At 74.6% G+C, this 17,056-nt stretch carries 18 protein-coding genes; 7 read left to right on the forward strand and 11 right to left on the reverse strand.

The features are described 5' to 3' along the window. The 3 genes from OZ948_17595 to OZ948_17605 all read right to left on the reverse strand — a co-directional run. On the reverse strand, positions 1 to 1,702 hold a 1,702-nt coding region (locus OZ948_17595), incomplete at its 3' end, for a multiheme c-type cytochrome (GenBank protein MEB2346543.1). Continuing rightward, positions 1,699 to 1,911, reverse strand: coding sequence for a hypothetical protein (locus tag OZ948_17600; protein ID MEB2346544.1), 213 nt, complete (start codon positions 1,909 to 1,911; stop codon positions 1,699 to 1,701). The genes OZ948_17600 and OZ948_17595, both read right to left, overlap by 4 nt. Before the next feature lie 67 nt (positions 1,912 to 1,978). Continuing rightward, complete coding sequence (locus OZ948_17605; protein ID MEB2346545.1) at positions 1,979 to 2,950, reverse strand: DUF4105 domain-containing protein; 972 nt, start codon at positions 2,948 to 2,950, stop codon at positions 1,979 to 1,981. 113 nt (positions 2,951 to 3,063) lie between these two features. Here OZ948_17605 and OZ948_17610 point away from each other — a divergent pair, with 113 nt between their 5' ends. Continuing rightward, positions 3,064 to 3,414: a hypothetical protein gene (locus OZ948_17610; protein ID MEB2346546.1), complete on the forward strand. Its 351-nt coding sequence runs from the start codon at positions 3,064 to 3,066 to the stop codon at positions 3,412 to 3,414. Positions 3,415 to 3,450: 36 nt separating this feature from the next. Here OZ948_17610 and OZ948_17615 read toward each other — a convergent pair whose 3' ends face one another. After that, entirely contained in the window at positions 3,451 to 4,128 is a 678-nt protein-coding gene (locus tag OZ948_17615; protein MEB2346547.1) for a TetR/AcrR family transcriptional regulator, read from the reverse strand. 44 nt (positions 4,129 to 4,172) lie between these two features. Next, on the reverse strand, positions 4,173 to 4,316 hold the full coding sequence (locus tag OZ948_17620) for a hypothetical protein (GenBank protein ID MEB2346548.1): 144 nt from the start codon (positions 4,314 to 4,316) through the stop codon (positions 4,173 to 4,175). Positions 4,317 to 4,369: 53 nt separating this feature from the next. On the opposite strand from OZ948_17620, the gene OZ948_17625 reads away from it, so the two are divergent. From OZ948_17625 to OZ948_17645, 5 genes are all read left to right on the forward strand, one after another. Beyond that, positions 4,370 to 5,203 (forward strand): TIGR03619 family F420-dependent LLM class oxidoreductase, encoded by an 834-nt coding sequence (locus OZ948_17625; protein MEB2346549.1) that lies wholly within the window; start codon positions 4,370 to 4,372, stop codon positions 5,201 to 5,203. 213 nt (positions 5,204 to 5,416) lie between these two features. Next, a complete protein-coding gene (locus tag OZ948_17630) occupies positions 5,417 to 6,928 on the forward strand; it encodes a class I adenylate-forming enzyme family protein (GenBank protein MEB2346550.1) in 1,512 nt (503 codons plus the stop codon). A gap of 24 nt (positions 6,929 to 6,952) precedes the next feature. Beyond that, on the forward strand, positions 6,953 to 8,512 hold the full coding sequence (locus tag OZ948_17635; GenBank protein MEB2346551.1) for a M20/M25/M40 family metallo-hydrolase: 1,560 nt from the start codon (positions 6,953 to 6,955) through the stop codon (positions 8,510 to 8,512). 81 nt (positions 8,513 to 8,593) lie between these two features. Further along, on the forward strand, positions 8,594 to 10,066 hold the full coding sequence (locus OZ948_17640; GenBank protein ID MEB2346552.1) for a hypothetical protein: 1,473 nt from the start codon (positions 8,594 to 8,596) through the stop codon (positions 10,064 to 10,066). A 53-nt stretch (positions 10,067 to 10,119) separates the two neighbouring features. Then, a complete protein-coding gene (locus OZ948_17645; protein ID MEB2346553.1) occupies positions 10,120 to 10,920 on the forward strand; it encodes a hypothetical protein in 801 nt (266 codons plus the stop codon). A 3-nt stretch (positions 10,921 to 10,923) separates the two neighbouring features. Here the strand turns inward: OZ948_17645 and OZ948_17650 are convergent, their stop codons facing one another. From OZ948_17650 to OZ948_17675, 6 genes are all read right to left on the reverse strand, one after another. Then, a complete protein-coding gene (locus tag OZ948_17650) occupies positions 10,924 to 11,931 on the reverse strand; it encodes a hypothetical protein (protein ID MEB2346554.1) in 1,008 nt (335 codons plus the stop codon). Next, a complete protein-coding gene (locus OZ948_17655; GenBank protein MEB2346555.1) occupies positions 11,928 to 12,404 on the reverse strand; it encodes a hypothetical protein in 477 nt (158 codons plus the stop codon). The genes OZ948_17650 and OZ948_17655 overlap by 4 nt, the downstream gene beginning before the upstream one ends. A 102-nt stretch (positions 12,405 to 12,506) precedes the next feature. Beyond that, positions 12,507 to 13,451: a hypothetical protein gene (locus OZ948_17660; protein MEB2346556.1), complete on the reverse strand. Its 945-nt coding sequence runs from the start codon at positions 13,449 to 13,451 to the stop codon at positions 12,507 to 12,509. Positions 13,452 to 13,463: 12 nt separating this feature from the next. Beyond that, the gene (locus tag OZ948_17665; GenBank protein MEB2346557.1) at positions 13,464 to 14,285 is read right to left on the reverse strand and encodes a DUF6515 family protein; all 822 of its coding nucleotides are present in this window, start codon (positions 14,283 to 14,285) and stop codon (positions 13,464 to 13,466) included. Then, positions 14,285 to 15,082 carry a DUF2092 domain-containing protein gene (locus OZ948_17670; protein ID MEB2346558.1) on the reverse strand — a complete coding sequence of 266 codons (798 nt, stop codon included), beginning with the start codon at positions 15,080 to 15,082 and terminating at the stop codon, positions 14,285 to 14,287. The genes OZ948_17665 and OZ948_17670 overlap by 1 nt, the downstream gene beginning before the upstream one ends. Before the next feature lie 31 nt (positions 15,083 to 15,113). Then, complete coding sequence (locus OZ948_17675) at positions 15,114 to 15,818, reverse strand: DUF4410 domain-containing protein (GenBank protein MEB2346559.1); 705 nt, start codon at positions 15,816 to 15,818, stop codon at positions 15,114 to 15,116. 232 nt (positions 15,819 to 16,050) lie between these two features. On the opposite strand from OZ948_17675, the gene OZ948_17680 reads away from it, so the two are divergent. Beyond that, positions 16,051 to 17,052, forward strand: coding sequence for an AraC family transcriptional regulator ligand-binding domain-containing protein (locus tag OZ948_17680; GenBank protein ID MEB2346560.1), 1,002 nt, complete (start codon positions 16,051 to 16,053; stop codon positions 17,050 to 17,052). Positions 17,053 to 17,056: the final 4 nt, after the last annotated feature.

A 17,056-nucleotide genomic window follows, 5' to 3' on the forward strand; every position in this document is an offset into this window, starting at 1 on the left:
CGTCCGCGAGGGCGCGCCCCGCCTCGCTCCGCACCGCGAGCCGCGGATCGCGCAGGCGCGGCTGCAGGGCGCCGAGCCGCTCGGCCGGCGCCGCGCGCGCCGCGGCCTCGAGCGCGCCGAGCCGCACGAGCGGGTCGGGGTCGGCAGCGGCGCGGCGGAGCGCCGCGGCGCCCGGGCGCTCGAGCAGCGAGAGCGCCGTCGCGCGCGCGATCGCGGGCACCGACGGATCGCCGGCGAGCGCCGTGAGCCGGGCGTCGGCGCCGGGCAGGCCGGCGCGGCCCGCGGCGAGCGCCTCGCCGTAGTGCGGCGTCCCGCGCCGGCCGGCCGGGAACCAGCGCGCGACGGCCTCGGCCGCCCACGCAGGGCTGCGCTCGGCATGGCAGTCGTTGCAGGTGTTCGGCGTCCCGATCGCGGCCGAGAGGTCCGGGCGCGGCACGCGGAAGGAGTGGTCGTGGCGCACGTCGACGACCATGTAGGTGCGCGCCGGCATGTGGCACGCGACGCAGCGGGCCCCCGGCGAGCCGGCGGCGTGGTGGTGGTGCGCCGGCACGTCGAAGACCTCGGCGCGATGGCAGCCGCCGCAGAGCGCGTTGCCCTCGGCGCGGCGGCGCAGCGAGTGCGGGTCGTGGCAGTCGCTGCAGGTGACGCCGGCCGCGTGCATGCGGCTCTGCAGGAAGGAGCCGTAGACGTAGACCTCGTCGCGCATCTGGCCGTCGGCCTCGTAGAGCCCTTCCTCGAGCAGCGCCGGGCGGAAGGCGTCGAGGAAGGGCTCGCCCGGGCGGCTGCCCTCGCGCAGGCGCGTGCGGCGCGCGTGGCAGGGCGCGCAGGTCTCGAGCTCCGTGCGCTCGCCGCGCGGCGCGCGCAGGCGCGCGATCGGCGCGCCGGGATCGAGGACCCAGTCGCCGGGTCGCACGGGCGGGAAGCGCGCCGGGAGGCTGCGGCCCGCACCGCCCGGCTCGCCGCGGCCGGCCGCCTCCGCCCAGGCGACGTGGGCCGCGCCCGGGCCGTGGCAGGCCTCGCAGGCCACGTCGAGCTCGGCCCAGGTGGTGTCGTAGCGATCGCGGGCCAGATCGTAGCCGCGACGCAGATCGGTGGAGTGGCAGTCGGCGCACTGGCGGTTCCAGCGCAGGGCCGGCCCGGTCCAGTGCAGCACGTCGCCGGGGGGGATGTGCTCGTCCGGATGGAGCGCGAACCAGCGCTGGCCCCCGGCCTCGCGCGGGCGCGCGTCCCAGGCGACGTCGAGCGCCTGCACGCCGCCGCCCGGGACGCGCACCAGGTACTGCTGGAGGGGATCCACGCCGAAGGTCCAGGCCACTTCGAAGGTGGCGGGCTCGCCGCCGGCGCCCTCGGTCTCCACCCGGTAGCGGCCGTCGCGCCGGAAGAAGCGCGAGACGACGCCGGCGCGCGCGAAGGTGGCATCGTCGAAGTCGCCTTCGACGCTGGCCTCGCTGGCCTCCTCCATCGCGCGGTCGTGGTGCGAGCCGCGCCAGGCCGCGGCCTCGGCGGCATGGCAGCCGGCGCAGCGGGCCGCGCCCGCGTAGGCCGGCTCCGGCGGGGGGACTGCTCGGGACGGGTCCGCCGGAGCGGCGAGCGCGGGCACCGGCGCGGAACGGGGCGCGCCGGCAGCGCCGGGGCTGCGCTCCTCGCCGCAGCTCGCGAGCAGCGCGAACGCGAGCAGGGCGCCGAGCGCGAGCCGCTTCACCGCGCCGGCTGCGGGGCGGCCGCCCGCGTCCCGCCGCCCGAGAAGGCCAGGGTCACCATCAGGTCGTCGCGCCGGTCGGGTGCCCGCAGCAGCTTCGGCCGGCCGGGCTCCCAGCGCGCGAGCGGGAGGCCCTCGGGAAAGCGGGCCCCACGGCGCGCGAGCCCGAGCAGGAGGAGCGCGATCGGGGCGCGGGTGGCCGGCTGCGGCATGGGCCTTCCATGGGCCGCGGAGCATGCCACGGTCGCCGTGACGAGGGCACGCCCGGGGTGCGCCTCGTCATGGCAGGGAGCCCGGGAGCCCTTCCCGGATCCGCAGCGAGAAGGCCGGATCGTCCTGCGCCGCACGGGCCCGCGCCGTGACGTCGCTGCGCGCGCGCAGCGTGGCGAAGGGAAGGCTCGTGTCGACGGCGCCCCGCTCGTACATCCGCTCCTCGAGGAAGCCGTTCACGAGGATCTTCCAGCTCCAGGGACTCTGGCGTCCCGCGAGCTGCACGTGCTGGCGGATCGAGGTCGTGCAGTTGTGGGTGAGCGCGTTGTACCAGCGCGGCCGCTCGGCGAGCTCGTTCAGCTCGCGCAGGTAGTCGAGCAGGATCGCGCGCGCCTCGGGGAGCGGCATCCGGACGTGATGGAGCCGCACCTGCTCGCCGCGCGGGCCGGCCCGCAGCGCGATCACGTCGCGCTCGTCCGCCACCACGTAGTAGAGCTCGAACTGCCGGAAGAAGCCCCGCACGGCCGAGTAGGTCTCACCGCGCTCCTTGCGCGTCTCGATCGAGATCGCGAGCGGCGGCGCATCGGAGAAGGTCCAGCTCACGATCGTGTGCAGGATGTAGGGGGAGTCCCATTGCGAGAAGAAGACGTCGGCGCCGGTGAGCCGGGCCAGGTTCCAGCTCCGGGTCTCCCAGTGCTCGTCGAAGTCGGTCTCGCTGCGCCAGCGGAAGGCGCGCACGTTCTCGATCGTGAGGTGATCGCCGGCGACCGTGGCACGCGCCGTGCGAGCCACCTCGGGAAGCCAGTCGCGGTCGTTGCGCGGGGGGATGCGCAGCCACCAGACGGCGACGGCGCCGGCCAGCACGAGGACCACCAGCGCGGCACGCCGGGCGGGACGCACGCGCGCCGCGCTCACGACGCAGGCCAGCGCGAACGCCGCGGCGAGGCTGCCGGCCAGCCCGCGCGAGGCCGGCCCGTCCACCCAGAGCGCAGCGGCGGCCAGGACGGCCGCCAGCGCGGTGGCGACCGCGATCGCCGACACCGCTGCGGTTCGGAGCCCGGCCGACCACGCCCCCATCCGACGCCTCCCCTGCTCGCGCAGTCTACCCCCGCCCGCCTCTCAAGGGTCGGATCCGGCGCTCCGATCCAGGGGCCATGTCGTCCCGGCGCTCCCTGCTGGCCGCGATCCTCCTGCTCGCCGCCCCCGCGGCGTCCGAGGAGATCGGCGGCCACGACGAGGGCTGGTGGCGCGACGAGCACGAGGCACGGGTCGCGGGGCTCACCCTCTCCGAGGCGCGCGCCCGGGAGTGCGAGGAGACCGAGGCGCCGCGCGTGTACGACGGTATCGGAGGCTACACCGTCAGAGGTCGCGATGGCCGCGTCCGGTGGGTCGCGATCAAGCGCTGCGACGAGCAGCGTGCCGCGCGCGAGGCGGCGCGCGGCGACCTCGAGCGCTTCGAGGAGCGCGCGCGCCGCGCCGGTGTGCCGCCCGGCTGGCTGCGCTGAGAGCGGGGCCCGGCTGCGCGGAGAGCGGGGCCCGGGTCAGTCCCCGCTCAGGCCCGCCAGGAAGAAGTGCGTCGTCTGGGCGGCGATCGCCTCGACGCTGCGCGTCTCGAGCAGCCGCCCGAGCATCCCGGGGGCGGTGAGCGCGAACCAGACGCCGACCGCGTGCTCGAGGTCGACGTCCTCGCGGAAGTGGCCCTGCTGGATGCCGCGCTGGATCAGCGCGCGAAAGAACGCCTCGAGCGCGGGGCGCTCGAACAGGTCGCCGTACTCCGGCGGGTGGATGCCGCCGAACAGCTCGATCGCGAGCTGGCCGTAGTCGCGCAGGTTGCGGAAGCCGAGCTCCATGGTGCGGGCGATGCACTCCCGCGCGTCGCCGTACTTGGAGGCGATCTCGAAGAACTCGCGGCGGGTGCGGTCCACCATCTCGTTCGCCACGGCGCGGTAGAGCGCCTCCTTGCTGCTGAAGTGGCGGTAGACGGTCCCGGCGCCGACCCCGGCCCGCGCGATCACCTCGTGGATGTCGACCTCCAGGCCCTTCTCCGTGAGGGCCTGCTTCGCGGCGGCGAAGACGCGCGATCTTGTCGTCGCGGCGCTGCCGTTCGGGACGGCCTGCGCATCCGTTCGTCGTTGCTCGCTCAGATGTCGTCCCTCACGCGAAGCGCCGGCTCCAGGGTGGCGCGGAGGCTGCGGCGGGGCGGGCGCATCATGCCACAAAGCGCGGGCCGCCGGGGGGGCGATCGCGGGCCGCGGCGGTCTCGTCAGCGGCGGAGCTCGGCGAGGAGCTCCCGCTGGCGGGCCTGCGCCTCCTCCAGGTGACGCTCCTTCACGGGGCCGAAGCCCCGGATCCATTCCGGAACGGACTCGATCCGGAGCGCGACCTCGGGGGTGTCGGGGCCGCTCACGGGCATGGTCGCCCTCGCGCGACCCGGTACCGTGTCCCGCCCGGAGGAGGACGATGGAGCTCGGCGTCACGATCTTCGCGACCGATCGCTCGATCGCGCCGGCCGAGCTCGCGCGCGAGGCCGAGGCGCGCGGCTTCGCCTCGCTCTTCGTCCCCGAGCACACCCACATCCCGGTGAGCCGCGAGACGCCCCCGCCCACCGGTGAGCGGGAGCTCGCCGACGAGTACCGCCGCACGCTCGATCCGTGGGTGGGGCTCGCGACGGCGGCGGCCGTGACCTCGCGCATCCGGCTCGGCAGCGGCATTGCGCTGGTGGCGCAGCGCGACCCGATCGCGCTCGCCAAGACGATCGCCACGCTCGACCACCTCTCGGGCGGGCGGGTCGTCGTGGGGGTCGGCTTCGGCTGGAACCGCGAGGAGATGCGCGACCACGGCGTGGCGTTCGAGCGTCGCCGCGAGCACGTTCGCGAGGTGATGCTCGCAATGCAGGCGCTCTGGTCGGAGGACGTAGCGGGCTTCGCGGGCGAGCACCTTCGCTTCGCACCGAGCTGGCAGTGGCCGAAGCCGGTGCAGCAGCCGCGGCCGCGCATCCTGCTCGGCGGCGGCGCAGGCCCGAAGCTCTTCGCGCATCTGGCCGAGTGGGCCGACGGCTGGATGCCGATCGGCGGCGCCGGCCTGCGCGAGGCGCTCCCCGCACTGCGCCGCGCCCTCACCGCACGCGGCCGCGATCCGTCGGCGCTGCACGTGGTCCCGATGGGCGTCCTGCCCGAGCGCGCGAAGCTCGACTACTACGCCTCGCTCGGAGTCACGGAGGCCGTGCTGCGCCTGCCCTCCGCCCCGCGCGAGCAGGTCCTCCCCGTCCTCGACCACTACGCCCGGTTCCTCTGAAGAGGGGACAGTCCCGGCGATCCGGCGATCCGGCGATTCGGGGACTGTCCCCGGCGATTCGAGTCCCGGCGATTCGGGGTGGTCGGCTGGACGGGGGGGGCTATTTTGATACGTTCCGTCTCGTAATAGGGGAGAGCCTGGAATGGGGCTGCTGGACGGCCACGCCGTCGTCCTGACCGCTGGCGACCCCGCGCCGCGGAGGCTGATCGCGCGATGAACCTCATGATGCTGCTCGAGATGGCGGCCTCGCAGGCGGGCGACCGCGTCGCGGTCACGCACGGCGAGGATCGGCTGACCTACGCCGAGCTGTTCCAGGCTGCGGGCGCGGCCGGCGCGCGGGCGCGGGCTGCGGGGGTCCGCAGCTTCGCGATGCTCGACGAGAGCAGCCTCGCCTTTCCGATCGCGCTCTTCGGGGCCGCCTGGTCCGGGCTCCCCTTCGTCCCGCTCAACTACCGGCTCACCGACCAGGAGCTGCCCGCGCTGCTGGCGCGCGTCGAGCCCGCGCTCGTCCTCTCCGCACCCGAGCGCGAGGGCGCGCTCCCGCAGCGGCCCGGCGTCCAGGCGCTCCCGCGGCAGGACTTCCTGCGCCACGCGCGCAGCGCCGGCGCGGAGCGGCTCGCCCCCGAGTGGGGGATGGATCCCGAGGAGGTGGCGCTCCTGCTCTTCACGAGCGGGACGACCGGCGCGCCGAAGGCCGCCGTCCTGCGCCACGGCCACCTGGTGTCCTACATCCTCGGCACGGTCGAGTTCCTGGGCGCGGCCGAGGACGCAGCGCAGCTCGTCTGCGTTCCGCCCTACCACATCGCGGGCGTGGCGTCGCTCGCGAGCAGCATCTACTCGGGGCGGCGCATCGTGCTGCTCCCCTCGTTCACGGCCGAGGCCTGGCTCGCCGCCGCGCGCCGCGAGAAGGTCACCCACGCGATGGTGGTCCCGACCATGCTCGCGCGCATCGTGGACGCGCTCGCCGGCCAGTCGAGCGCCGGCCTTCCCCACCTGCGCGCGCTCTCCTACGGCGGCGGCCGGATGCCCCAGCCCGTGATCGAGCGCGCCATGGAGCTCCTGCCCGGGACCGACTTCACGAACGCCTACGGCCTCACCGAGACCAGCTCGACGATCGCGATCCTCGGCCCCGAGGACCACCGCGAGGCGGCGGCGAGCGACGACCCGGCCGTGCGCCGGCGGATCACCTCCGTGGGCAGGCCCATCCCTTCGGTGCGCGTCGAGATCCGCGACGCCGAGGGCCGGGTCCTCCCGCCCGGCGAGCGCGGCGAGGTCCACGTGGCCGGCGAGCAGGTGTCGGGGGAGTACCTGGGCGCCGGCAGCCGGCTCCTCGGCGACGGCTTCTTCCCGACCCGCGACGCCGGCCACCTCGACGCGGACGGCTACCTCTTCCTCGAAGGCCGCATCGACGACGTGATCGTGCGGGGGGCCGAGAACCTCTCGCCCGGCGAGATCGAGGACGTCCTGCGCGAGCACGAGGCCGTGGCCGACGCCGCCGTCGTCGGCGTCCCCGACCTCCAGTGGGGCGAGGCGGTGGCGGCCGCGATCGTGCTGAAGCCCGGATGCGACGCGCGCGCCGCCGAGATCCAGCAGTGGGTGAAGGAGCGCCTGCGCTCCTCGCGCACGCCGGAGCACGTCGCGTTCGTGGACGCGCTCCCCTACAACGAGACCGGCAAGCTCCTGCGCCGCAAGGTGCGCGAGCGCTTCGCCGAGCGGGCGGGCTAGCCTTCCGGCCCGAAAGGGGTCGCCGTGAGCCGCTCCCTGCTTCTCGCCGCAGGCCTCCCGGCCCTGCTCCTCGCGCCCGCACCGGCCGCGCCCTTCGAGCCCTCCGAGGTCGAGGCCGCCGCGGCCGTGGCGCGCGCCGTCGAGCCCACCGTGCGCTGGCTCGCGACCCAGGACTTCCTGATCGACGAGCTCGACCCGATCGCCGACGGGCTGATGAGCGGGCTCGAGGGGCGCGCGGCCTTCCTCCAGCAGTTCACGAACCCCGAGGAGTTCGGCGAGCTGGTGCTCGCGAACGTCGTCGCCCTGATCCCGGGCGGCGACCTCGCCGGCGAGTACGTGGTGGTGGGTGGCCACTACGACCACCTGTCGCCGGCCGATTGTCGCTCACTCGACGGCGACGACCTCTGCAACGGCGCCGCCGACAACGCCTCCGGCACGGCCGCGGTGCTCGCGATCGCGCGCGCCATCGCCGCGCTGCCCGCACCGCCGCGCCGCTCGATCGTCGTCGCGCTCTGGGACGCCGAGGAGGCCTGGCTGATCGGCTCCAAGTGGTTCACCGATCATCCGCCGATCCCGCTCGCGAACGTGTCGGCCTACGTGAACCTCGACCTGATCGGCTCGAACCTCGCGCCGAGCGTGCGGCGCACGAGCTTCGCCGTGGGCGCCGAGTCGGGCGGTGCGCTCCTCGAGCAGATGACCGCCGACGCGATCGCGGCGGGCGACCTCGGGATCCGCCCGCTCTCCCAGATCTTCGGCCAGGGCCGCAGCGACTACGCCTATTTCCTCTCCGCCCACGTCCCGATCGTCTACTTCGGGGACTCGACGAACGCCTGCTATCACAGCGGCGCCGACGAGGTCGACGTCGTCGACTTCCGCAAGCTCGCCGACCAGGCCGAGGTGGCCTTCCGCCTGGTCCTCGCGCTCGCCGAGTCGGAGGCGCGCCCGACCTTCGTGCCCTGGGCGCCGCCCTACCTGGAGCTCGACTACTACGAGGACCTCGTGGTGGTCTCCGAGCTGCTCACGGGCGCGCTCGCCGACCTCGAGCACTTCGCCGAGGAGGAGCGCGACGACCTGATCGCCCTCGAGGAGCTGGCACGCGAGCGCGTCGCACTGGGCCCGGAGGCGTACGAGCTCGGTTGGGCGGCCGAGATCGGCAGCACGGCGGTCGACCTCGCCTACCGCGGCCTCCCCTGCGACCCGGAGCTGCTGCCGGAGCCGGGGGCGACGGCCGGCGCTGCCGCCCTCGCGACGATTGCGCTCCTCGGCCGGCGGCGGCGGAGCCGGAGCCGCGCGCAGCTCCGCCAAGCTGCGCGCATGCCGCGCCCCGCCCGCCTCCTGCTGGCTGCGCTCGCCGCCCTCCCCCTGCCCGCCTGCCGGATCACGCCCGACGAGATCCAGCGCATCGAGACCGAGAACGATCTCCTGCGCGAGCAGATCCAGGCGATGCGCCTCGAGTGCGAGCAGTACCGCAAGATCGACATCGGGGTGGAGAAGCCTGCGTCTCCGGCCCCGGCGCCCTCCCCCGCAGCGGCGCCCGAGACACCGGCAGCCGAGACGCCAGCTCCCCAGACGCCCGCTCCCTGAGGCCGGCGCGCGGCACGGCGCAGCCCGGTATGCTGGTGCGCGCCGGTGTCGAAACGAAGCTCCAGACCCCGCGGCGTCCGGGTGGCCCTCGCGATCGGCGCGATCGGGGTCGCGATCGGGGTCGCGCAGATGGTCGCGCGCCGGCCCGCGCCGTCGGGCCCGATCCGGATCACCGGCGGGCCGGCCGGAACCTCGCGGAACCTGATCGTGCAAGGCCTCGCCCGGCGCCTCCGGGCGACCGGGCTCCCGGCGGAAGCCCACCCGGTGGTCGGCGACGAGCTCGAGCAGGTGGATCGGCGCGCGATCGACCTCGCGCTCGTGTCGGCCGCGCTGCGCACGAAGCCCTATCCGGAGGTCCGCGAGGTGGCGCCGCTCCACGCCGAGGCGCTGCACGTGCTCGTGAAGCCGGGGCTCGCCGGCGCCGTCGGCGAGACGCTCGCCGGCCTGCGCGGGCGGCGGATCGACGTCGGACCCGCGGGCTCGGCGGGCGCGGAGCTCGCGCAGGCGGTGCTGGTCTTCGCGGGCCTCGACTCCGAGGAGGCGCGGCAGGCGGGCACGATCGTCGAGAGCGTCGACCTCCCGGAGCTCGAGAGCCGGATCGCCAGCGGCGAGCGCGACGCGCTCCCCGACGTGGTCTTCCACCTCGCGACGGTGCCCTCGCTCCTCGCGATGCCCCTCGTCCGGAAGGCGGGCTTCGAGCTCGTGCCGCTCCCCTTCGCGCCCGCCCTGCGCCTGCGCACGCTGCTCACCCAGGCCGAGCGCGGCACCGCCGACGCGGGCAAGCTCGATCTCGGCGACGTCCACGACGCCGAGATCCCCGCCTACATGTACCGGACGAACCCCCCGGTGCCGCCCGCGGCGATCCCGACGCTCGGTGCGACCCTGCTGCTGGTGGCGCACGCGGACGTGCCGGTCGAGGTCGTCGAGCACGTGCTCGAGATCGTCTACGGCTCCCGCTTCGCGCGCCTCGCGCACCCTCCGCTCGATCGCAAGGCGCTCGCCGGGCGGCCGCGCATGCTGCTCCACGCGGGAAGCCAGGCCTTCCTGGCGCGCGGCGAGCCGATCCTGAGCGCCGGCGACGTGGACAAGCTCAACAACTCGCTGGGGGTGGCCGGCGCGCTGCTCGGCGGTGCGCTCTTCCTCTGGCAGGCCCTGCGCCAGGCCCGTGCCGCGCGTCGCGATCGGCTCTACGCAGGCCACATGCTGCGGGTGGCCGCCGTCGAGCAGCGGCTGGTCGACCACGAGCTCGCCTCGGAGCTCGACCTCGAGCGCCTGATCGGGCTCCAGCGCGAGCTGCTCGAGCTCAAGCGCGAGACCCTGGGACGCTTTGCGAGCGGAGAGATCGAGGACCACCGCGCGCTCGCCGAGCTGCTGGCCCCCGTCGACGTGGCGCGGGACCACGTGGCCGCGCTGCTGCTCCACGTGCGCGAGCGCGTCGCCGAGCGCGCCGACGCCGAGGGCAAGTCGGCCGCGGCGGTCTGGACCGAGGAGGCGCAAGGGGAGCCCGGGGGGCCTGCGCCGGATGAGCCGGGGTCGCCTGCTGGCGCCGGATGACAGGCGCCCTGCGCGCCCGGCGGGCAGGGTCCGCCCTTACTGGAGGTTCCGTGATGCGATCGTCCTGCCTCGCCCTGTCGCTCGCCCCGATCCTGCTCGCCGCCGCCGCCCAGGCGGAGCCGCCGCCGCCCCGGGACTGGGAGCTCGAGCTCATGCCCTACGGCTGGGTGCCCGCCCTCGACGCGTCGGTCGAGACCCGCAACGGCCGCGAGCACTTCGACGTCGACATGGGCGACGTCATCGAGAACCTCGACCTCGCCGCGATGGGCCGCGTCACGGGGCGCTGGCACCGCTTCGTCGGGGTGCTCGACGTCGCCTGGTCCCAGCTCGAGGAGGAGAGCGCCTTCGAGCGGGAGGTGCTCCAGGTGCACGCCGACGCGCGCCAGACCATGACCTTCGTGCAGCTCCTCGGAGGCTACCGGCTCTACGCGCGGCCCGGAGGGCTCTTCGGGACCGCGACGGCCGGCGACGAGCGGGTCTTCGGCCTCGATGCGCTGGCGGGGGTCAACTACACCTACCTCTCGGCGAGCCTCGAGCTCGACCCGAGCCCGATCGGCCGGTTTCCGGGCAACCAGCGCAACTTCGGCGGCAACAGCGACTGGTTCGCGCCCGCCGTCGGGCTCCGGGTGCAGAACGACTTCACCTCCCGCCTGCAGCTCGAGACGCTCGCGAGCGTCGGCGGCTTCGGCGTCGGCGACGCGCCGGACTTCTCGTGGATGGTGACGACGCTGCTCTCGTACCGCTTCACGGACCACTGGGTCGCGGCGCTCGGCCACCGCACGATCGCGGCCGACAACGACGACAACGAGATCCGGATGCACGGGCCGATGATCGGGATCGGCTACCGCTTCTAGCGCTCACTTCGCCGCGGCGCGCGCCTTCTCGAACATCGTCTCGAGCTGCGAGGCCAGGATCTTGCTGCCGAGCGAGCGCTTGGTGCCCCCGCCGAAGCCGGTGATCTGGTCGGTCGAGGTGCGGTTGCCGTAGACCACGACCGTCCCCCCGTCCTTCGCGGGCAGGAAGGCCGCGAGCGCCTGCTCGGCGTTGTAGCCCGTGCTCACGTAGAACTGCCGCTGCGCGAGGAGGTAGGCGTCGCCGTCGGGCACGATCAGCACGTGGGTGAGGGCGATCGTGGGGGTGCCGTGCGCGTCGAACTGCGACCAGCGGAGGATCTCCTCGGTGCCCGGCGGCTTGCCGTTCGGGTAGTCCTGGAGGAGCTGGAAGGCGGCCGGCGCGTACTGCTCGAGCTTCTTCGAGGCGTTCGTTGCGGTGCGGATCTCCTCGGCGGGGGAGCGGGTCTTGCCGCCGGCGAGCGCGTAGGGCGCGATGCCGGCCAGGCCCTTCGTGCGGTAGGCCTGCACGCGGGCGAGGAGCGCCGCGCGCACCTGCGCTTCGACGGCCGCGGGCGAGGCGCCGCTCCCGAGCCCCTGGAAGGCCGCGATCTCCTCGGCGGAGAGGTTCAGGTTCCCACCCGGCTGCGCGCTCGTGTACTGCGCCGCGCGCGTCGCCGCACCCGGCTCGAGCGTGAGCTTCGCGAAGGCGGCGAGGCTTCCGGGTGCGGGGACGGCGCCATAGCCGATCAGGTTGGGATCGACGCGGTCGAGCAGGTCCTGCTTCGAGTTCGCCACGAGCTGCGCGGGCGGGAGCGGAACGTGGAAGGCGAGCCCGGCCGTGAGCTCGCGCTCGGAAGCGGGCGCCACGTCGTGGCGGACGAGCTGGCCGGCCTCCACCTGGGCGACCTCGCCGGGCGAGAGGCCCAGGCTGGCGAGCAGGGCGCCCGCCTCGGGCAGCTCGGCGCCGGCGGGCGCTGCCAGACACAGGAGAGAGGCGACCGCCGCACCGGCGCGAGCGGCGCGCGCGGTCACGGCGCCGTCTCCGCGTCCGCCTTCGGATCGTAGTAGGGCGCGATCTGCCGCTGCAGGTCGACGACCTTCGCCCAGGCGTCCATCGTGGGCTCGTCGAGCTCGGCGCGCTGCGCGAGCTCGTCGCTGTCGTCGACCAGCTCCTTCACGTCGCGGTAGTAGTTGCGGGTCTTGTCGTAGCCCTCGCCCTTCGCGAGGTGCCCGGCCAGGGCGCGGGTCTGGACGTGCAGCGCCTCGGCCTTCTGGCCGAGCCCGAACGCCTGCTCCGCGTCGCCCGAGCCGATCTGGCCGCCCGGCTGGTCGCGGAGGGCCTGCTGCCAGGCGTCCGCGGCATCGGCCCACTGGCCGGCGATCGCGGTGACGCGTGCCTGGTCCCAGGCCGCCAGCTCGGCGGCGGCCGGGGCCGCCGCGACGACGCTGCCGAGCGCCAGGGCACCGAGGAGCTTCCGCGCTGTCGAAGGGCTTGCTGCGCTCATCGTGGTCTCCTTCGTCCCGCCGGGCGGGCCGGAGTCGTTGCGGGCGACCGGCGCCCGGGCGGCCATTCTACGCGACTTCGGGCGCGGCGTTCGCGCGAAAGCTCATCCCCCCGGCTCGAGACCGAAGCGCAGGCTGGACGGCTCGGAGAGCTGGCCGTGGACCAGCTTCGGGAGGACCGGGGCCACGGTGACCTGGACGTTCCACCGCTGGCCGTACTCGTCGGGGCTGACGACCATGTACTGCCCCGCGAGCCCGAGCCGCACCGGCAGCCGGCCGAGCTTCACCACCTTGGCGACGCTCAGCCCGAGCGGAACGGTCCAGACGTCGCCCAGCCGGTTGGCCTTCCAGTTGGCGAGCACGTTGCCGGAGTAGCCCACGCTCCAGCCGTCCGGCAGGAAGTACGCGAAGAAGGGCTGGAGGTTCATCGAGTGGGCGTCGTCACGGCCGTTCGAGCCGGCGAAGGACCACCAGTTCTGGAACAGGGCTCCGGCGATCCACTTCTCCGAGAGGTAGCCCGCGACCGCCGCCGGCCCGACCTGCCAGCGTCCGCTCCCGGTGTAGTCGGACCCCGCGGTGGGGAAGACCCACGTGGGGCCCACTCCGAGCAGCCACTTGCCGACGAGCTTCGAAGTGGGCGAGGCGAGCTGCAGGAAGGCGGTGTCGCCGAAGGCCGTCGAGCGGTTGGCATGGAACGGGTCCTCTTCGTCCGGGTGCGGCTGGGAGGCGAAGAGCGGGATCACCGGGCGGGTGATCAGGTTCCAGTCCTCCGAGATCGAGACCGGGAGGACCGGCTGGAACAGCAGGTTCGAGCTCCAGCGGTCGCCGTGCTCGGGCGTCTCGTAGCCGAGCAGGAAGTTGTTCTGCTGGAACGTGATCGACCACAGGTCGCTCACCGGGTTGCTGAGCTGCTTGTTGATCTCGGTGGCGCTGCGGGCCCCGGCCCCTGCGGCCGGCGCCACCGGCGCGGGGTCCGCGGCGGCGGCGGGCCCCGCGGCCAGCAGCGCGAGGAGCACGGACGAAGCAGCGATCGGTGTCAGGCGGCGCACGGATCGTCCGGACTAGCTCGAGGGCGGAGGAACGACCTGGTAGATCGCGCTGCTGCCGTTGTAGAAGGGCTTGTAGAAGCTCCCGTCGGCGTAGTAGTAGGTCGTGCCGCCGATGTCCTGCCGCACGGCGCCCTGCGGCAGCTTCGCGACGGCGGCGCCTTGCGGCGGCTTCACGACCTGGTAGCCCGAGCCCTGCGGCGCGTAGTAGTGGCTGCCGTCGTAGTAGTACGGGCTGCCGGCCACGTACACCGTCGTGGTGCGGGGCGGCAGGCTCGCGACGCTGGCCCCGACGGCCAGGCCCGCGAGGGCGCCCACGGCTGCCGCGCCCGCCTCGCTGCCCCCGCCGCAGCCGTAGCAGGCGCCGCCGTAGTAGCCGGCGTTGTGGTCGTAGTAGCCGTCCCAGTGGTCGTAGGCGTTCTTCTGCATCGTCTGGGCCGTCGACTCCCGGCTCTGCTGCATGCTCTCGCCCGTGGACTGGCGGCTCGACTGCATGCTCTCGGCGGTCGCCTGGCGGTTCGCCTGGTTGCCGGACGACCAGGACTGGCGTTGCGACTGGCGGTCCTGGGCGTTGCCCTGGCCGCCCTCGAGGGAGCGCGTCCCGCCCTCCCCGCCGAGCCGGCCCGAAGCGCCGACGCTGCCGAGCCCGCCGCCACCGAAGTGGCCCTGGCCGAAGCCCCCGCCACCGCCGAATCCCCCACCGCCGAGACGGCCGCCGCCCCCGAAGCCGCCACCGCCGCGCCCCGCGAAGCCACCGCCGCCGAAGCCGCGCGCCTGACCGGCGAGCGGTGCGAGCAGCAGGCCCGCCGCCAGCGCGATCGCGAATGTCCTCCGCATCACCGGGCCTCCGCCTTCTTCATCGCCGCGACGAAGTCGATGCGCGCGGCGTCGGGCGGGAGCATCGGCTCGAAGCGGACGTCCGCGAGGCGCGCCCCGAGATCCCAGTCCGAGAAGGTGGCCGCGAAGCGGGGCTCGCCGGGGAGCCGGCTGTAGGTGATCACGACCTTGCACGGGACGAGCTGGGTCCCGTCCTGGATCCAGATCTGCCAGTCGATCGCCTTGTCGACGAAGGCCAGGTGATGGCAGCGCACGCCCTCGACCGAGGTCTCGCCGAGGTAGAGCCCGAACTGCGCGCGCGCGCGCAGGACCCGGTAGGGATCGCTGTACAGGAAGTCGGAGAGCGGCGCCGAGAAGCCGTACTGGCCGATCAGGCGGTCGATGGCCTGGTCGATCTTCCCGGGCATCGGCGCTGCGGCGTAGAGGTTCTCCTCACCGTCGAGCACGGTGATCTGCCGGCCGTCGTACCACAGCCGGTTGGCGCCGGCGTCACCTTCGTACTCGACGTACACGCGGTCGGGGCGGCGCACGGCCACGTCCTGGAGCGCGCCGAGCTCGACCTTCTGCCCGCTCGGCAGCACCTGGTCGTACTCGATGCGGGCGCGGAAGCTGAACTGGCTCGCAGCGGCGAGGACGTCGCCCATGGCGCGCAGCAGCCGGTCGGCGCGCGGGTCCACGATCGGCGGCCGCGACGGGTCGGCCTCCTCCTCGGCGCCGATCGCCGGAGGCGCCGCCAGCGCCGCGACGGCCAGCGCGAAGGCGACGGCGCAAGCGCCTGCCCGGAAGCCACCCCTCATCGCCGTCCTCGCCCGCCGGGCGCGATCCCGCTCACGGGATCCAGCCCTGCTCCCGGAACTTCGGCTCGAGCTGCTCGGCGATCACCTTTGCCGTCTGCCGCCCCCGGCCCGCGATCGTGCTGCGGCCGCTCGCCTCGCCCTCCACCTTGACCGCGCTCGACACGATCAGGCCGATCGGGTTCGCCGTCGCGATGGCGACGGCCGCCGGGACGGCGGCGCCGGGGCCCTTGGCGCCACCGGTCGCCACCGAGGCGGAGCCGAGCTTGCGCAGGCCCTCGGGCGTCATCTCGAAGCCCTCCACGACCGTGGTGAGCTTGGAGGCGCCGGCCCCGAAGCCGACCACCATGCGCTCGGCGGCGCTGCCCTCGTGGATCGACGTGAAGTACCCGTGGATCACGATGTCGTCGATCCGCGGCGTCGTGCCCGGCACCGGGACGGCGGCCGGCAGGCCCATGCGCTGGATCTCGTCGGCCAGGGCGCTCGCCACCTCGGCGCCCAGCTCGCGGCCCTCGGCCAGCTCGTCGGCGCTCATCGGCGCCGCGTCGACCCGGCCGGCCGCTGCCGACGCGCCCGGGACGTCCGCGGGCGTGACCCCGAACGGGTACACCCAGATGGTGTCGGGCCGGGGGAGCCGGCCGCTCACCTGGCTCTCGCGGTCGCTCACCTGGCTCGAGGCGCAGGCGACCGCGAGCGCCAGGGCGAGGTAGATCCCGGCAAGGGTTCGTGCGGCGTTCATCGTCGGCCTCCCGGTCGGGGTCGGCGCTCGGCACCCCCGACCGGCCACGATGTAGCCCGCCGCCGCGCGTCCACCTGTCATCACGCGCCAGCCGGCCGAGGCCGGTCGATGTTGCGTCTTCACCCCAGGGACCTGTCATGGGGTTCGGGTCGTCCGGGAGGCGACACGACTTGGCCTGGAGCGTATCCTGCTCCGGACTGGGGCCGAGAGGCAGGAGCGGCGGCGCGAGACGATGCAGGCGATCCCCCTGGTCCGTGCGAGCAGCCTGCGCCCGTTCTTCGAGTTCGTGACGAACGGCGGGGGCCAGCTCCACGGGCTGCGCGATCGGATCGGCCCGGTCTTCCGCGAGGCCGGCGGGCTCGTCCCGGTCGCCTACGGCGGCCTGCTGATCGAGGAGGCGGCCCGCGCGACCGGGCTCGACGATCTCGGGCTGCGGATCGGCCGCTCCGTGGTCATCGACGGCTTCGGCGAATGGGGCGCGTTGATCGCGCGCTCGGCGACGGTCGGCGCCTTCCTGCAGGCGGCGCTGGCGAGCTACCGGACCTTCAACACCGGCTATCGCCTGTGGGTCGCGGCGCGGGGCGACGAGGCGTGGCTGCACCTCGCCTACTGCAGGGCGCTGCGGGCCGGGCGCGCCCACGTGCTCGACTACAGCCTCCTTACCTGGCTCGCCGCCTTCCGGGCGATGCTCGGGCCCACCTGGAGGCCCCGCGAGATCCACCTCGAAGGCGAGCCGCCGCGGCACGCCGGGGAGATCGCGGCCCTGGCGACGCAGCGTCTCCGCTACCGCCAGCCGACGATGGCGCTCGGGTTCCCGCGCGCCACGCTCGCCCGGCGCGTCGAAGGGGTGCGGCCGGTCCCTGCGCCGGCGGCCGGCGAGCCCGCGCCGCCGGCCGACTTCGTGGGCTCCGTGCACCGGACGGTGTCGGCCCTGCTCCAGCTCGGGGCGGCGGAGCTGCACGTTGCCGCGGAGGCTGCCGGCATGAGCGAGCGCTCCTTCCAGCGCCGGCTCGGTGCGCAGGGGCTGACCTTCAGCGACGTCCTCGAGGCGGCCCGCTTCGAGGCCGCGCGCCGGATGCTGGCCGACCCCGCCGTGAGGGTGATCGACGTCTCCACCGAGCTCGGCTACAGCGACTCGGCGAACTTCACGCGCGCCTTCCGGCGCTGGACCGGCGTCCCGCCCCGGACCTTCCGGCGCACGGCCGCTCGCGCGCCCGCCCCCGCGAGCGGCTGAGTTC

This window comes from Deltaproteobacteria bacterium (assembly GCA_035063765.1).
GTDB lineage: Bacteria > Myxococcota_A > UBA9160 > UBA9160 > PR03 > CAADGG01.

What these genes read in the sequence shown, in the direction of transcription:
- OZ948_17600 (MEB2346544.1), bottom strand. Translation starts at nt 1,911, where the DNA reads ATGCCGCAGCCGGCCACCCGCGCCCCGATCGCGCTCCTCCTGCTCGGG.
- OZ948_17610 (MEB2346546.1), top strand. Translation starts at nt 3,064, where the DNA reads ATGTCGTCCCGGCGCTCCCTGCTGGCCGCGATCCTCCTGCTCGCCGCC.
- OZ948_17625 (MEB2346549.1), top strand. Translation starts at nt 4,370, where the DNA reads ATGGAGCTCGGCGTCACGATCTTCGCGACCGATCGCTCGATCGCGCCG.
- OZ948_17630 (MEB2346550.1), top strand. Translation starts at nt 5,417, where the DNA reads ATGAACCTCATGATGCTGCTCGAGATGGCGGCCTCGCAGGCGGGCGAC.
- OZ948_17645 (MEB2346553.1), top strand. Translation starts at nt 10,120, where the DNA reads ATGCGATCGTCCTGCCTCGCCCTGTCGCTCGCCCCGATCCTGCTCGCC.
- OZ948_17655 (MEB2346555.1), bottom strand. Translation starts at nt 12,404, where the DNA reads ATGAGCGCAGCAAGCCCTTCGACAGCGCGGAAGCTCCTCGGTGCCCTG.
- OZ948_17665 (MEB2346557.1), bottom strand. Translation starts at nt 14,285, where the DNA reads ATGCGGAGGACATTCGCGATCGCGCTGGCGGCGGGCCTGCTGCTCGCA.
- OZ948_17670 (MEB2346558.1), bottom strand. Translation starts at nt 15,082, where the DNA reads ATGAGGGGTGGCTTCCGGGCAGGCGCTTGCGCCGTCGCCTTCGCGCTG.
- OZ948_17675 (MEB2346559.1), bottom strand. Translation starts at nt 15,818, where the DNA reads ATGAACGCCGCACGAACCCTTGCCGGGATCTACCTCGCCCTGGCGCTC.
- OZ948_17680 (MEB2346560.1), top strand. Translation starts at nt 16,051, where the DNA reads ATGCAGGCGATCCCCCTGGTCCGTGCGAGCAGCCTGCGCCCGTTCTTC.